The 15,812-nt window shown below is 50.5% G+C and carries 13 protein-coding genes; 8 read left to right on the top strand and 5 right to left on the bottom strand.

Annotated features, from left to right (window positions below):
- The first annotated feature begins 62 nt into the window (after nucleotides 1–62).
- The 8 genes from CBR65_RS11550 (at nucleotide 63) to hemW (ending at nucleotide 7,826) form a co-directional block, all read left to right on the top strand.
- Nucleotides 63–1,208, top strand: coding sequence for a homoserine O-acetyltransferase (locus CBR65_RS11550; protein WP_087466988.1), 1,146 nt, complete (start codon nucleotides 63–65; stop codon nucleotides 1,206–1,208).
- 3 nt (nucleotides 1,209–1,211) lie between these two features.
- Entirely contained in the window at nucleotides 1,212–1,805 is a 594-nt protein-coding gene (gene metW, locus CBR65_RS11545; protein WP_087466987.1) for a methionine biosynthesis protein MetW, read from the top strand.
- Between the two features lie 95 nt (nucleotides 1,806–1,900).
- Nucleotides 1,901–3,367: an ATP-binding protein gene (locus tag CBR65_RS11540; RefSeq protein ID WP_087466986.1), complete on the top strand. Its 1,467-nt coding sequence runs from the start codon at nucleotides 1,901–1,903 to the stop codon at nucleotides 3,365–3,367.
- A 14-nt stretch (nucleotides 3,368–3,381) separates the two neighbouring features.
- Nucleotides 3,382–4,764 (top strand): sigma-54 dependent transcriptional regulator, encoded by a 1,383-nt coding sequence (locus tag CBR65_RS11535; RefSeq protein ID WP_087466985.1) that lies wholly within the window; start codon nucleotides 3,382–3,384, stop codon nucleotides 4,762–4,764.
- A 176-nt stretch (nucleotides 4,765–4,940) separates the two neighbouring features.
- Nucleotides 4,941–5,330 carry a DUF4168 domain-containing protein gene (locus tag CBR65_RS11530; RefSeq protein ID WP_087466984.1) on the top strand — a complete coding sequence of 130 codons (390 nt, stop codon included), beginning with the start codon at nucleotides 4,941–4,943 and terminating at the stop codon, nucleotides 5,328–5,330.
- Nucleotides 5,331–5,520: 190 nt separating this feature from the next.
- Nucleotides 5,521–5,958, top strand: coding sequence for a DUF4426 domain-containing protein (locus CBR65_RS11525; protein ID WP_232461177.1), 438 nt, complete (start codon nucleotides 5,521–5,523; stop codon nucleotides 5,956–5,958).
- An 11-nt stretch (nucleotides 5,959–5,969) separates the two neighbouring features.
- The gene (locus tag CBR65_RS11520) at nucleotides 5,970–6,566 is read left to right on the top strand and encodes an XTP/dITP diphosphatase (protein WP_087469040.1); all 597 of its coding nucleotides are present in this window, start codon (nucleotides 5,970–5,972) and stop codon (nucleotides 6,564–6,566) included.
- Between the two features lie 81 nt (nucleotides 6,567–6,647).
- The gene (gene hemW / locus CBR65_RS11515; RefSeq protein ID WP_087466982.1) at nucleotides 6,648–7,826 is read left to right on the top strand and encodes a radical SAM family heme chaperone HemW; all 1,179 of its coding nucleotides are present in this window, start codon (nucleotides 6,648–6,650) and stop codon (nucleotides 7,824–7,826) included.
- Nucleotides 7,827–7,833: 7 nt separating this feature from the next.
- Here hemW and CBR65_RS11510 read toward each other — a convergent pair whose 3' ends face one another.
- From CBR65_RS11510 to CBR65_RS11490, 5 genes are all read right to left on the bottom strand, one after another.
- Nucleotides 7,834–8,400 carry an exopolysaccharide biosynthesis protein gene (locus tag CBR65_RS11510; RefSeq protein ID WP_157672047.1) on the bottom strand — a complete coding sequence of 189 codons (567 nt, stop codon included), beginning with the start codon at nucleotides 8,398–8,400 and terminating at the stop codon, nucleotides 7,834–7,836.
- Between the two features lie 208 nt (nucleotides 8,401–8,608).
- On the bottom strand, nucleotides 8,609–9,403 hold the full coding sequence (locus tag CBR65_RS11505; RefSeq protein ID WP_087466980.1) for a gluconate 5-dehydrogenase: 795 nt from the start codon (nucleotides 9,401–9,403) through the stop codon (nucleotides 8,609–8,611).
- Between the two features lie 10 nt (nucleotides 9,404–9,413).
- Complete coding sequence (gene kduI, locus CBR65_RS11500; RefSeq protein ID WP_087466979.1) at nucleotides 9,414–10,253, bottom strand: 5-dehydro-4-deoxy-D-glucuronate isomerase; 840 nt, start codon at nucleotides 10,251–10,253, stop codon at nucleotides 9,414–9,416.
- A 65-nt stretch (nucleotides 10,254–10,318) separates the two neighbouring features.
- Nucleotides 10,319–12,829, bottom strand: coding sequence for a glycoside hydrolase family 88 protein (locus CBR65_RS11495; RefSeq protein ID WP_232461175.1), 2,511 nt, complete (start codon nucleotides 12,827–12,829; stop codon nucleotides 10,319–10,321).
- A 274-nt stretch (nucleotides 12,830–13,103) separates the two neighbouring features.
- On the bottom strand, nucleotides 13,104–15,809 hold the full coding sequence (locus CBR65_RS11490) for a TonB-dependent receptor (RefSeq protein ID WP_087466977.1): 2,706 nt from the start codon (nucleotides 15,807–15,809) through the stop codon (nucleotides 13,104–13,106).
- Between the last annotated feature and the right edge of the window lie 3 nt (nucleotides 15,810–15,812).

Here is a 15,812-nt window from a genome sequence, read left to right as displayed (position 1 = left end):
CGCCTGAGCGGCCTTCGCCACACGGCGATGTTCATTGTGTGCTGCCGAGATACGAGATCATCATGCCAATAACGCTACCCGCTGATTCAGTGGGTCTGGTTACGCCTCAGACCATTCATTTCAATGAACCCTTGCTGCTGGCCTGTGGCAAGACGCTGGACAATTATCAACTCATCTATGAAACCTACGGCCAGCTCAACGCCAGCAAATCCAATGCGGTGCTGATTTGTCACGCGTTGTCCGGCCATCATCATGCAGCGGGTTATCACACGGCGGAAGATCGCAAACCTGGCTGGTGGGATGCTTACATCGGCCCCGGCAAACCTATTGATACCAATAAATTTTTTGTGGTTGCACTGAATAACATTGGTGGCTGTCACGGCTCGACCGGCCCCACCAGTATCAACCCGGCAACCAATAAACCCTGGGGGCCGGATTTTCCCAAATTGCGCGTGCGCGATTGGGTGGCGAGCCAGGCGTGTCTGGCCGACAAATTGGGTATTGATACCTGGGCGGCCATCATCGGTGGCAGTCTGGGTGGAATGCAGGTTATGCGTTGGGCTCTGGAGTATCCGGAGCGGGTGCGTCATTGCGTGGTAATTGCGTCCGCGATGAAACTCACGGCCCAGAACATTGCGTTCAATGAAACCGCGCGCCAGGCGATCATGAGCGACCCGAATTTTTGTGAAGGTCGCTACCTCGAAGAGAATACTTTGCCGCGCAACGGATTGGCGGTCGCGCGGATGATCGGTCACATTACTTATTTGTCGGATTACGCCATGGGTGAGAAATTCGGCCGCGATCTACGCAAAGGCAGTTTTGAGCGCGGCACTGATGAGCCGGTGGAGTTCCAGATTGAAAGTTACCTGCGTTATCAGGGCGACACGTTTGCGAATAATTTTGATGCGAACAGTTATTTGCTGATTACCAAGGCGCTGGATTATTTTGACCTCGCGCGCGAGTACGACGATGATCCGGTTGCTGCCTTCAGTCACGCGCGCGCAAAATTTCTGGTGGTGTCCTTCAGTACCGACTGGCGTTTTGCGCCGGAGCGTTCGCGCGAAATTGTGAACGCACTGATGGGCGCACGCAAAGCAGTGACCTATGCCGACATTGAATCCAACTTCGGTCACGATGCGTTCCTGTTACCCAACCCGCGTTATCAGCAAGTGTTCGCCCGTTACCTCGCCGGGATTGCCACGGAGTAAGTTATGCGTATAGATCTTAATGAAATTCAACACTGGATCACGCAGGGCAGCCGGATTCTCGATCTGGGTTGCGGCGACGGCACGCTGCTGAAATTTTTGATCGACAACAAACAAGTGGAAGGCTACGGATTAGAGATAGACCCGGAACAAATTAATTTGTGTATCGATAAAGGGTTAAATGTTGTCGAACAAAACCTGGATCGCGGATTGGGCAATTTTTCCGATAAAAGTTTTGATACGGTACTGATGACCCAGGCGTTGCAAACCCTGCATTTTCCCCACCTGGTGCTGGATGAAATGTTGCGGGTCGGCAAGGAATGTATCGTGACCTTCCCGAACTTCGGTCATTGGAAGGCGCGTTTTTACCTCGCTACGCGCGGACGTATGCCGGTTTCCGACCTCTTGCCTTATGAGTGGTACGACACACCCAACATCCATTTTTGTACCTTTAAGGATTTCGAGGTGTTGTGTCGCGAAAAAAATATTCAGGTGATCAATCGCCAGGTTGTTAACGAAAAATCCCTGCAAACTCTGAAAGATATTGCGCCTAACCTGTTTGGTGAAACCGCCATTTATCACCTGCGCAAATCCGCCTGATTTTCACTTCGCTTGCACAGCGCTCTCCATTCGTGGAGCAGCGCTTTTTTTGTGTGTGTTAGGATGAAGCATCATTCACAAACACATGCCTGCCTATGTTTTTATTTAACCGAATCGCGTTTTACAACATACGCGCCGCCTTGCTGGTGTTTGTCTTATTGCCTTTCCTGATCACCATTGTCGCGACGGGTTGGTACGGTTTATACCGTCTGGAAGCCAGCGCCAAGGCGGCAATGGAAGAAGAAATTGAATTGTTGGCGCGCGCTATTCGTCTTCCGCTGAGTCATGCGCTGCAACATGGTCACTCCGGCACCTTACAGCGTAGCGTGACCTCCATCTTCGATATCGACAAAGTTTACGCCGTGTATGTGTATGACAAAGACGGCCGGCGTATTTCCACCAGTGGTTCATCCAAGGCGCGGGTGCAGGATCGCGAAGCGGTAGATCTGGCGAACAAGGGTGACGAGCAAGGTGAGTTTGACAAAGTGGGTGGCGAAGAAGTGTTTTCTTATTTTTTGCCGCTGACGGACAGTGGTGAAAACAGTATCGGGCTTTTGCAGGTCACCCGTCGCGGCAGTGATTTTTCTCGCCGTGTTGATGAATTTCGCGCGAATGCCATCGCTATGCTCGTGTTATCTACCTTACTGGTTACGGGGCTTATCTGGGTTGGTTACCAGCGAGCGGTGGGGCGCCATATTCATCGAATGCGCGAAGATATGGAGATGATCGCAGCGGGTGAACTACAACACCGGGTGGCGGTGGACGGCCCGTCTGAAATTCGTTTTCTGGCGCAGGGCTTTAATCAAATGCTCGACAGTATCGTGGCCTCCGAACAGGAATTACGCGAGCGGCGCGAACGGGAATACGAACTACAAAGCCGGTTACAGCAAACGGAAAAATTGGCCGCCATCGGTCGCTTTGCGGCGGGTGTGGCCCACGAATTAGGCACGCCGCTCAGCGTGGCGGACGGCAAAGCTCAGCGCGAGTTGCGCCGGGCGGACGAACAGAGCGCCGGTGTGCTGCATCAGATTCGCCAACAGTTGCAACGTATGGAACGCATCATTCGCCAACTGATGGATTTCGCCCGCCCGGTTAAACCGGTGGCCAGCGAGGTCCGGGTGGCCGACCTGCTGCATTCCACGCTGGCCCAGGTGGATATGGAGCGGCAGCAACAGCAAGTGCAGATGGTACTGGCGGGCCAGGATACGCCGCTCATTCTTCACGGCGATCGTTTGCGTCTGGAGCAGGCGTTGATCAACCTGCTGCGCAATGCCATTCAGGCAGCGCCGGGCGGGCGTGTCCGGCTGGATTGGTACACGACCGAACCGGGTTGGCTGGTATTCACTGTGGAAGATGACGGCCCCGGCATTGATGAAGTGGATCAGCGCCGATTACTGGAACCCTTCTTTACGACCAAAAGCAGCGGCACCGGTTTGGGATTGGCGGTGGTCGATGCGGTGGTCAGTGAACACGGCGGTCGAATCGACGTCGGTGATAGTGAGTGGGGTGGTGCCAAATTCAGTCTGCACTTGCCGATTAATCCACCTGACCAATCTGCCTGAACCAGGAGCTGAACATGACGAAGTCGCCGCCGGTTGATGTGTTGTTAGTCGAGGATGATCCCGACTTGCGTCAGCTCCTGTTGGAAGAGCTGGAGGACGCAGGCCACCGTTGCACCGCCTGCAGCGGTATTCAGGACGCGCGGGCATTTTTACAGGCGCAACTCCCCCAATTGATTGTCAGCGATCTGCGTCTGCCCGATGGCAACGGTCTGACGCTGCTGGAAAACGTAAAACAGCTGCCGCTCAAACCGGGATTTATCGCCATTACTGCCTTCGGCACCATTGATCAGGCAGTCGATGCGCTCAAACGCGGCGCCGATGATTTCCTTACCAAACCCCTGGATCTTGATCATCTGCGCCTGTGCGTCGAGCGGACTCTGCAACGCCAGCGGTTGCAGGAAGAGGTGGCCTACTATCGCCGGCTGCTGGATGAAGGCGAATTCCACGGCATGATTGGCGGCAGCAGTGCTATGCGTCAGTTATTTGCCCTCTTGCGTCAGATTGCCCAAGCCGAAGGGCCGGTGTTGATCACGGGGGAGAGCGGCGTGGGCAAAGAGTTGGTTGCGCGCGCCCTCCACAATGAAAGTCCCCGCCGCGACAAGCCTTTTGTCGCCATCAATTGCGGCGGCATTCCCGCCAGCCTGCTGGAGAGCGAACTGTTCGGCCATGCTGCGGGTGCCTTTACCGGCGCCGATAAAGCGCGGCAAGGATTATTCGCCGCCGCAAACGGCGGCACGGTGTTACTGGACGAGATCGGCGAGATGCCGCTGGAGATGCAGTCGAGTCTGTTGCGTACCTTGCAGGATGGCCGCGTGCGTCCGGTGGGCAGCAACCGGGAGCAGGAGCTGGATGTGCGGATTATCGCCGCCACCAACCGCCAACTGACGGAGGAAGTCAGCGCTGGCCGTTTTCGGGAAGACTTGTACTATCGACTCGAAACCTTTTCCGTGGAGGTGCCGCCTTTGCGACACAGGGCCGGGGATCTGGAGCGCTTGATCAGCCATCACCTCAAGCAACTAAACCTGCGCCGCGAGCAGCCAGTAGAAGGTATCTCCGCCGAGGCGCTGCTGCGTTTGAAAGCCTATCCCTTCCCCGGCAATGTGCGTGAGCTGGCCAATATGATCGAGCGGGCGGTCACCTTTTGTGCTGGCCAGCAAATCGAGGTGGAACACTTGCCTGAACGCGTGCAGTCCATCGCTATCACGCCGCTGGATACCTTTGAAAGCCGCTGGCAACCGCCGATGGCAGAGGGCCAGTTAGTGCCGCTGGAAACAATAGAGCAGGACTACATTCGCTATGTGCTGCAGCAGGTCGATGGCAATAAACGGCGCGCCGCTGAAATTCTCGGCATCGGGCGCCGCACCTTGTACCGTTGGTTGGATAGCGATGACGAATAAACCGTCAGACACATGTGTCAATCTGGCGCATGAGCGCTTGGGCACAGTAAGTTTTTTACATATAGATTAAAAAAGATTTATAAATCAATGCGTTAACGTTTTTTGTTGGCTGGCATAGCGATTGCAAAACTCCTTGTGTATTCACACTTTTCTGTTGAGTTAATGAGGAGAAAATTATGTTCAAGATGATCAAGCAACCACTGGCAATTCTTTCCGTGACGGCCGGTTTGTGCGTAGCACCTGTAGCCTTGGCTGAAACCGCTCCGCAAACTACCACGCCCACTGCGCCAGCGACCCAGGCGCAACCGCAGCTCAGTGAAGAGAAAGTGGATAAGTTCGTGACGGCCTACGTGGAAGTGCAGAAGATCAACCAGGAATACAGCGAGCAGTTGCAATCTACTGAAGTGCCTGAAAAGGCTACCGAGCTGCAGCAAGAGGCTCAAACCAAGATGCAGGAAGCGGTGACTGATACTGGGTTGACTATCCCTGAATATCAGCAGATCGCCAGCCGTGCGGGCCAAGACCAAAACCTGCGCTCTCGCATCCAGGAAAAAATGGCTAATTAATTTCAGCTGTTCTCATCACACTGGAGCCTAAGGCTCCGGTGTTTCGTTCTATCCCCACTTTCACCATTTATTTGCCGTGTAATCCTGTAAAATGCGGGCACTTTTGTCCGTTGGGAGATTCATGGCAATGTCACATCTTCGCGCTCTTCTTTTTCGTGCCCTTTCTTTTCGCCTCCATCTGTGGGTTTTCATGCTGTTGCTACCCGCTCTGGCAAGCCAGGCTCAAACCGACCAACTGAAACCCGTGGAAACCTCACAAAAATTTGGCAATTACACGGTCCATTTCAGCACGTTTAACAGCACGTTTATCAGCCCCGAGATTGCGCAGATTTACGGGCTGACACGCGCGAGCAATCAAACGTTGATTAACATTAGCCTCACCCAAACTGTCGACGGAAAAACCACCTTGGGTTTGCCCGCCAGGGTGAGCGGTACGGCGACCAATCTAATCCAACAACAACGCACGCTGGAATTCAAAACCATTGCTGAAGGTGATGCGACTTATTACCTTGCGCCGCTGCGTCACACCAACGAAGAAGTGATTAATTTTGCCGTGCAAGTGCAGGCTGAAACCGAGTCTGCGCCGTTTACCGTGCGTTTTACCCGTAACCTGCACACTGAAGAGTGATTGTGTTTTCTATGAGCCAAAAAATTATTCTCGCCAGCGGTAATGCCGGCAAGTTGCGTGAGTTCCAACAATTACTGGCTGACTGTGGGTTCGATGTAATACCGCAATCGGCTTACCAGATTGATAACGCAGACGAAACCGGATTGACCTTCGTTGAAAACGCCATTATTAAAGCGCGCCATGCGTGCCAACACACCGGCTTGCCAGCGATTGCTGATGACTCAGGCCTGGAGGTGGACGCGTTGAATGGTCGACCGGGAATTTATTCGGCGCGCTACGCCGGCACTCAGGCATCGGACTCAGCCAATAACACTAAACTCCTTCAGGAATTGAATGATGTAATGGAAGACCAGCGCACCGCGCGTTACCACTGCGTGCTGGCATTTATGTGGCATGCGGAAGACCCCACGCCGATTCTTTGCCATGGTGTTTGGGAAGGGCGCATCCTCAGTACGCCGCGCGGGGAGGGTGGTTTTGGTTATGATCCCTTGTTCTTTGTCCCGACCCACAATTGCGCTGCGGCTGAGTTGGATAAAGCTGAAAAAAATCGCATCAGTCATCGCGGCATTGCCATGGCACAATTGCTGGCCACATTGAAAGCTCGTTAGAACCGCGACGAAAGATTTTTCAGCCGTTGTTTAACGGCATTTTTTTACATTTTTATTGCTGTATCACCAGCAGGACTCGCCATGCTGCAACTTCCTCCCTTGGCTCTTTACGTTCATATTCCCTGGTGCATTCGCAAATGTCCCTATTGCGATTTTAATTCGCATCAAGCCAATGACGAGGCGCCGGAAGCAGATTATGTCGCAGCGTTGCGCGCTGATCTGGAACAGGATTTGCCTTTAGTGCAGGGCCGCAAATTAACCAGTATTTTTTTTGGTGGAGGCACGCCGAGTATTTTTTCCGCCAAAGCCATCGAACAAATCTTGCAGGACGCCGAGCAGTTGGTCGGGTTTGATGACGATATAGAAATTACCCTGGAAGCAAATCCCGGTACCTTTGAGCAGGAACGCTTTTGCGGTTTTCGCCAGGCCGGTGTGAATCGCTTGTCGATCGGTATCCAAAGTTTTAATGACACACAACTGACGTTACTTGGGCGTGTGCACGGGCGCAACGAAGCTTTGCGTGCAGTGGAGATGGCGCGCGCCGCCGGCTTCGATAATATCAACCTCGATTTAATGCACGGTTTACCCCAACAATCCGTGGCTGATGCACAGGCTGATTTGCAACAAGCAATTCTGTTAGCGCCGGAACATGTGTCCTGGTACCAGCTGACCATCGAGCAAAACACCGTTTTTTATTCGTCGCCGCCACGTTTACCGGATGAAGAAATTCTGGCGGATATTCAGGATGAAGGTATTGCGCTATTGGCGCAAGCCGGGTATCGACAGTATGAAGTTTCCGCCTATGCACAACCGGGCAGGCAAGCGCGACACAATATTAATTATTGGCAATTCGGCGACTATCTTGGCATCGGTGCCGGCGCCCACGGCAAGATCACCTTGCCGATACAAGCGCATATTATGCGATTGTGGAAAACGCGTTTGCCCAAGCATTACCTGCAAAGCCGCGACAGAATTACCCAGAGTATCTATGGGCATAGCAACGCTTATGCTGGCGGTGGAGAAATTCTGCAACAGACGTCATTGCCGCTGGAATTTTTGTTGAATGGACTGCGCCTGGTGGATGGCGTACCGGTAGATTATTTTCATCAGCGGACGGGCCTGCCGCTTAATGCGCTGGAGCCGCAGTGGTCTGAGTTGATGCAAAAGGGTTTGGTGCAGCTGGATCAAGGTGTAATAAAAACCACAGCACTTGGGCAGCGCTTTCTCAACAATGTACTTGAAGCCTACACTGAAAATTAAATGTTAATTACAGCAACCAGATCGCTGCGCCGCCAAGCATAATAAACGCGGCACTAAGTCCAACGAGGGTAAAGACACCATCGCGCGCCGTCAGGCCAAGACTGATAATAACAATGGACGATGAAGGGATGACATCGGCAAAAGGGATGATCTCCAGAAACGGCATAAACAAACACAGTACAATAATGACGGCACCGATAATGCGAGTCATCGGCTTTTTTGCGAAGCGTTTAAGTCGCGGCCGAAGCACATAATCGATTTTGCGCGTGACCGGTTTGAGTTTATTGGCCGCGCTACTGAATTTCGCTTTATCAAAACTGATGCTGCGCAGCTTGTTTGGCAGCCAGGGTGTGGAACGACCCCACGTGAGTTGTGCGGCAATAAAAATAATAATTACAGCGAGCAAGGTAGGAATACCCGGGATTCCACCGGTAGGCAACATGATGAACAGTGCGGCAATTAATAACAGAGGGCCATAACCCCGGTCTTCAAATTCATCGACGATCTTGCCGAATGTGATTTTATCACCGTCAATATTTTCTTCGATTTCATCCAGGACTGCGGTCAGATTCATTTCTTTCTCCATTCTCCCTCCCACGCTTTGTATTACCCGGAACGGCGGCGTGTTTGTTGGCAGGCAGTTTTATGTCTGGAATTCTAGACAAAGCAAAATAGAGCCGGTTCGGCTGACAGACACCGCCTTGTTGTGTGCCACACATAAAAAAACCGCTGCCGAAGCAGCGGTTATCAAGATGAACAAAAAAACAGAGGAGAAAAAGTTGTCAGGCTTCGTTGGAAGGCTTGCCAATGGTGGCGAGAATGCCACCATCAACATAGACGATTTGCCCGGTCACAAAGTCACTTGCTTTCGACGCCAGGAAGATGGTGGCACCTTGCAGGTCATCCGGATCACCCCATTTACCGGCCGGTGTGCGATTGATGATGAAATCATTAAACGGATGGCCATCCACACGAATCGGCGCGGTTTGGCTGGTCGCAAAATATCCTGGACCAATACCATTCACCTGCACGTTATATTTGGCCCATTCGGTCGCCATATTGCGCGTCAACATCTTCAAGCCACCTTTGGCGGCAGCGTAGGCGCCGACGGAATTGCGGCCGAGTTCGCTCATCATGGAGCAGATGTTGATGATCTTGCCGGAGCGACGTTCCACCATCTTGCGAGCCACCGGGCGCGTCATGGTGAATACACCGGTGAGATCAGTCTTGATGACTTCTTCAAATTCTTCCAGCGGCATATCGAGTAATGGAATGCGTTTAATGATGCCGGCGTTATTAACCAGAATATCGATCGGGCCGTGATCTTTTTCAATCTGATCAACAGCTGCTATCACTTGCGCTTCATCAGTTACATTAAATTTATAACCGAAAGCCTTAAAACCTTTCTCGCGATAAGCCGCCACCGCGTTGTCGATTTTTTCCTGTGACGAATTGCCATTGATAATTAATGTCGCACCGGCGCTGGCAAGCCCACAGGCCATGGACATGCCCAAGCCGTGAGTAGCGCCGGTGACCACCGCAATCTTGCCGGTTAAATCAAACAGAGGATGTGTCATGAGTCGATCCTTATTTCAAGTCGCTGGGCTTATGGAAATCCATATCGGTGTAATCCAGGTTCTCGCCGGCCATACCCCAAATGAATGTGTAATTGGCTGTGCCTGCGCCGGAGTGCATGGACCAGGGCGGTGAAACCACCGCTTGTTCGTTGCCCACCCAGATATGCCGGGTCTCATGGGCTGGGCCCATAAAATGACAAACGGCTTGGTCTTGCGGAATCTGGAAATAAAAATACGCTTCCATCCGACGACTGTGGGTATGCACCGGCATGGTGTTCCAGATACTGCCACTTTTCAGTTCGGTCATGCCCATCTGCAATTGGCAGGTGTCCACCACGCCGGCAATCATCAGCTGATAAATATTGCGTTCATTACAGGTTTCGGACGAGCCCATATTCAACACCTTGGCGTCTTCCTTGCCGACTTTTTTGGTCGGGTAAGCGTGATGTGCCGGCGTTGAATTCAAATAAAATTTTGCCGGGTTGCTGGCGTCGTCGCTACTGAAGCTGACATCCTGGGCGCCGCGACCAATGTACAAGGCTTCTTTGGTGTTAATCTTATACTCAGTGCCGTCGACAGTAATCTTGCCGCTACCACCGATATTGATAGCACCCAACTCTCGACGTTGTAAAAAGAAGTCGGCTTTTTGCTGATACACCGGGTCCAGTTTGATGACCTTGTTCACCGGCATAGCACCGCCGACCATCAGTCGCTCATAGTGTGTATAAGTAAAGAGTACTTCATCGGTTTCAAAAATTTTCTCGACCAAAAAATGCTTGCGCAATTTTTCAGTGTCGTAATGTTTGAAATCGTCCATATGAACGGCAAAGCGTTCTTCCACAATTTTCATAATAAAACCTTCAGCGTTACCAGGTTGATTGTTCAATAATACGGTTTACAGGTATGGCTTATTATTTATTGTGATGCGTTATCGCCAAGCAGCTTGTACATTTCTATGCCCGCGAGTATGAATGGCCCGTTACCTTTCGGATCATTCTCGTAGATACGCTCACTCATATAGTAATCGTAGCTACCATCGCGACCAAAGCCCAGGCCGGCAACCAGACATTGGTTGGTCATGCTGATCAAGCCATCCGGGTGCACGGTAACAAATTCCTTGATCAAACCGTCATAAGCCTGTTGCGCGGTGGCACGATATGAATCCGGAATATAGCCCTCATTAATTGCCTTGGCATAGAAATAGGTGAACATGGCGCTGGCTGAGGACTCGCGATAATTTCCGACGCGTTCCGGTTGATCCAGAATCTGAAACCAGGTGCCGGTGGCCGGGTCCTGATAGCGACGTAAATCCGCTGCCAGTTCAGTCACCATATCCAATAAGGGCTTGCGCAGCTCGGTATTGTTTTCCGGAATATAATCCAGCACATCAACCAAGGCCATGGTTAACCAGCCCAAACCTCTGCCCCAATAAAACTCGGACAAACCGGTTTCTTTGTTGGCCCAGTTCATTTGTTTGGATTCGTCCCAGGCATGGTAATAAAGCCCGGACTCCGGATTGCGCAGCTTTTCGTGCACCAGTTTAAACTCTTTGACAACTTCTTCCAGGCTTTCGCCATCTTCAAACATCACGCTGTAACGTGCCAGGAATGGCATGCCCATGTAGACACCGTCCAGCCAAACCTGATGAGGGTAGGACTGTTTATGCCAAAAGGCACCTTCGCTGGTACGTGGATGTTCCTTTAACTGCTTACGCAACAGGTCAGCGGCTTTGCGATATTTTTCATCTTTGGTTTTTTCATACAGACTCAACACCACCATGCCAGGCATAACGCTGTCGATGTTGTAATTTTTGATATCGTATTCGCGGATGTCACCTTCATCCGTAATAAAACTTCCCGTTACTTTTTCAGCAACATCATCATAACGAGCATCAGGTGAAACCTTGGCCAATTCTTCCAGCGCCAGAATCTGCAAGCCGTGAATATCATATTCAAATTTGGGCTTGCGACGACGATTTTCGTCCCAGCCATTGTAGTGATAATTCAAGGTTTTACGTTCCAGTTCCGAATCCACCAGACGCTTGCTCCAATTCAACGCCGCATCGGCAGTGATGGGAAATGATTTTGCCGATTCGCTCAGTTTGCTTTCAAAACGAACGCGCGGCGTGACGGTCAGGCGTTTCACTTCCTGTTCCAGATACGCCACAAATTCTTCTTCAGTTTTAATCCCGTCTTTTTCGCCATCCCATGCCGCAAGGAAGTAGTACTCAAGCTCGCCATCGGTAGGCTCCATAACAGAGACGTAACTGTTGGCATCTTCCGTTTGCTCTATGCGACTCTGGCGATGGAAAAGAATAGCCATGCCCAGATAATCGTCTTCACCACTTAAACTTTGTTTGCCCCAACTAGCGACATAAGTCCAGGCGTAACCACTGACTTCCTGGCTGCCTTGTAACAATTTCGTGCCGGGATGTTTCACCATGCCGATGGCAAGATTAGGTAATTCTTCTGACATACTTAAACGGGTATGCACCAAACGGCTGCCAGCAGTCATCGAAAGGTTGCTGACCAAATCCAGCTTCTGATTGTTGATTTCCCAGCCTTTGTAGGTCAGGTTCAGTGCGGAATAGAGCGGACCGTCTTCAACCACTTTAGCGGTCCATTGGTCAACCTTGGAGACCAGTTCGACTTCTTTGCCGTTCCAGAATCCGTAGCCACCGGCTCCCAGAGATTTACCCACTTTTAATAAATCCATGCCCCAGTCGGCAGGCTCATGGTAAGACTGATAACCATCTTGCCCGACATTTTGCAAAACCATATCGCTGGTTTTCTTGCCAAAAATATCGAAGCCGTTACGCCAGTCGAGATAAATCCGGTAGCCTACTTTATCGGATTCAATGCCCGGACCTTCGTAACGAATATATTCAGAGTGATCGGTGTACTGCGGTGGCGGGGTCAACTCTTTAACATTTTGAAATGTACCGCCGATATATTTTTTGTCCTGCCACTCGCCACCGACTTTATGGGAAATTTCGGCCTGGGTTTGCTTGGCAATTTCCAACGCATCGGCTTCGGTATCGGAAAGGATGGTGATGTTGCGTTCTTGTGCCGGTGAAAAATCCAGCGTAACCAGCAAATCATCCGGGGTGCCATCTGCATCGCGATCAACTAACTGCGTTGGCAGACGTTGCTCACCTTCTTTGGCAATAAGATGTTCTACCTGGGCGTCCTGTGCTTCCAGGCCGAGATCATAAAGACTGAAGTAAACAGGCTCCCGGGGGCGAGCAAAATCTGTTGAGTTAGCAATTTCTGCCTGCGCCAAAACCGCTGCACTGGCCGCGCTGCTGGATACTGTAGCGACGGATGTTTCCGTCGTCGGTTTACCCGAATCGCAACCTGCGATCAAAGCCAGCAATAAGCTGCCGGACACTAATCCGCCAATGTTTGCCATTTTTTTTCGTTTCAATGGATTCACCTTTTTCGGCTGGTCAATAATGTAATTTGAAATAGAAAATGAAGGTTAAATTTATCTCACCATCATGATAGTGGCGGCAAATACTGCCATGTGCAAGAGTGTCGGCTAACGCTTTCGTTAAGAAGAGTGGCGCTAACGACTAAAAAATTCGACAAGGTTTTGAATTGAACTTCCCCGCCATGAGCTACAAAAAAACTGGCCCGAAGAATCAAACAGGGATGCCGGAAAACCGGCATCCCTTTTCGGTCTAACAAAGTACTTTTAATTAGTACTTGTATTGTACGCCCAGATAATATTGAGTTCCGGTAGTGTGGTAGTAGGATAAACGATTACCGGAATAATCAACCCATTGGTCATCTGCTTCATCAGTCAAATTCAGAGCCTCAAATGTAAATTTGAGATTGTCATTGAGCTGGTATGAAGCGCTGAGGTCGATATTGGTTGTGGGATTGGTACCTTCGCGATCATTGTTGTTGCGTCCGGTGGCGTTAGTTAAATAGCCTGCACGATGGACCGCCGATACACGAGCACTGAATGCGTCGTTCTCGTAATATAAAGTACCGCTGGTGGTATCCTGCGAAAGGCCTAGCAAGGAGCGTGTTGCAACAACCTCACCGTCAGAGTTAAGGAAGTTCTGCTCAGCTTCAACATAAGTAAAGTTACCGATGAAACCGAAGTTGCTCCAGAACCCTGGCAGGAAGGTGAACGGGGTTTGATAGCTCAACTCAAAGCCATACAGATCGCCGCCTGGTGCATTGATTGGTGAGTTAACATCCCACTCAATATTTTCGTTACAGTCTGGACCATAACCGGGGCCGGCATTACATGCATCGATTGCGAGCTGTACAGGTAAACCGGTAGTAGTGAACGGACGAGTTTCCCTTACACCTTGAACAAAGGTCTCAATATCTTTGTAGAAGACTGCCAGTCCCAAGACGGACTCTTCGGACATGTACAGCTCAACCCCAAGGTCATATGCTGCAGCGCGAGTTGGTTCTAGCGCGGGGTTTCCAGAGCTTACGCTTCTGGAGCCGCCGGACACACTAATGTTGGTATTTGGCAGTAGGTTTCCTAATCCGGCCCGAGCTAGCACTTCAGAGTAACCTAAACGGATAAGTACATCTTCGATTGGTTCGAACACCAGATTCACAGAAGGGAGTGTGTCGCTGTAGTTGTGAGTTCCCGTTACTTGCTGGTCGTCGGATGTCCAGGCGGTAGACTCAACATCTGTCTCAACTTGGCGTATACCAATATCACCTCTTACAGGCGTTTCGCCAATTGTAGAATCAAAGCTCAATTGGATGTAGCCACCAATCGTTTCTTCGGCGATAGAGTAGTCCTCAACTTCTCTCAAAAAGACTTCAAAATCACCGCTGTTGCTGTAAATGCTGTAATCCGCTGCTATCAAATTCAGGTTAGGTACGGCCCACGGATTGTTGGAACCTAGTCCGGAGTTATACGGCATCATGTAACCATCAAGATCGAGACTTGCTCCATCTTCTGAGCCACGACGAGCCGCTGTCGTTTCAAACTCAAAGTTTTTATAGTTAATGCCACCTTTGATGGTGAGGCTGTCATTGATATCGTATTCAAGATTTACCTGTGCTGCATCGTAAGTGTTTTCGGCACTTAACGGACGCAAACGAACGCTATTGGAACTCCAGCCATCTAATTCAGATACTTCACTACCGAATTCCAGGATGGGATCTTCACGGTTGCTACCGCTGTAGTCGTAAGCAAAATCGATCCCGGTTTTTTGAGCCACAATAGTTGTCTGAACTGGATTATCAAATTCAGAGGTAACATTACCTACCATCCCGTCGATACGAAATGAGTCAGTAAACTCATGCTTCGCATGCAAGGTTATTTGAGTGAATTCGGTAGAGAGCTCATCAAATCGATTTTCAGAGCGAATAGTGGCATTTTCGAAAGAGGCTGCGGTTAAGGTATTGGTGTCATCTATCTGATAAGACAGGACATTCATGGCACCGGTTTGGCTGTTACCATTTAGAATGCCTTGCATGAAAACTTCATTTCGAGTTGCATCATATTTCGCGTACAGACCATCTAAACTGATTTCGGTAACGTCAGTTGGACGGAATTGTAAAGAACCACTAACGCCCAAACGCTCCATTTCATGAATATATGAATCATAGCGGGGAAGGCGTGGACGGAATGCCTCATTGATCTGGTCAATGGGTTCACCATCTACTGCAGGATTATCAGCGTTTCCTTGGTAGGTTGGGAAGTCATTAACATTATCCCAGCGGACAGTACTTGCTCCTTCATCCTGAATGTTGCGTTCGGAATAAGATACTGAAAGCAGAGCACCTATGGTGTCGTCGGCAAATGTATTACTGATTAAAAACGCTGCTTTAGGATCAGTTTCTTCTGAAAGGTCGTTGTATCCAACTTGACCTGAAGCTGTGAGAGTAAACTCTCCCAAATCGAAAGGTTTGGTGGTCTGCATATCTACAATGGCACCCAGAGAACCTTCTTCTTGGTCAGCGGATGCTGTTTTGCGCACTGTTAAATTGCTAAATAAATCTGCAGAGAATGTATTGAAGTCAAAGCTGCGGCTCCGGTTCGCGCCACCGGCAGCATCGGTTGAACCACCCGTAGCAATAGCTTCCATCCCATTGATCTTGGTGCGGGTAAAGTCACCACCCAAACCACGGACGGAGATTTGTCGGCCTTCGCCCGCTACACGAGAAATAGCCACACCAGGAATACGCTGTAACGATTCAGCGAGGTTTAAATCAGGAAAGTCTGCAATGTCTTCTGCAACGATTGCATCGACAGCACCGGCAGAATTTCTTTTCAGGTTTAACGCATTAGCCAAACTATCCCGGAAACTGCCAGTTACCACAACTTCTTCAATAGTTTCATTGGAATTATCTTGTGCGTGCACGGTTGCCGGCAGTACAACTGCCATAGCTAACACCAGCGGATTGATCTTGAACTGTCTCATTGT

Origin of the sequence: Cellvibrio sp. PSBB006 (assembly GCF_002162135.1) — a bacterium.
Taxonomy (GTDB): Bacteria; Pseudomonadota; Gammaproteobacteria; order Pseudomonadales; family Cellvibrionaceae; genus Cellvibrio.
Note: the sequence above shows the minus strand (reverse complement) of the source record. Positions and strands in the feature narration are given on the sequence as shown.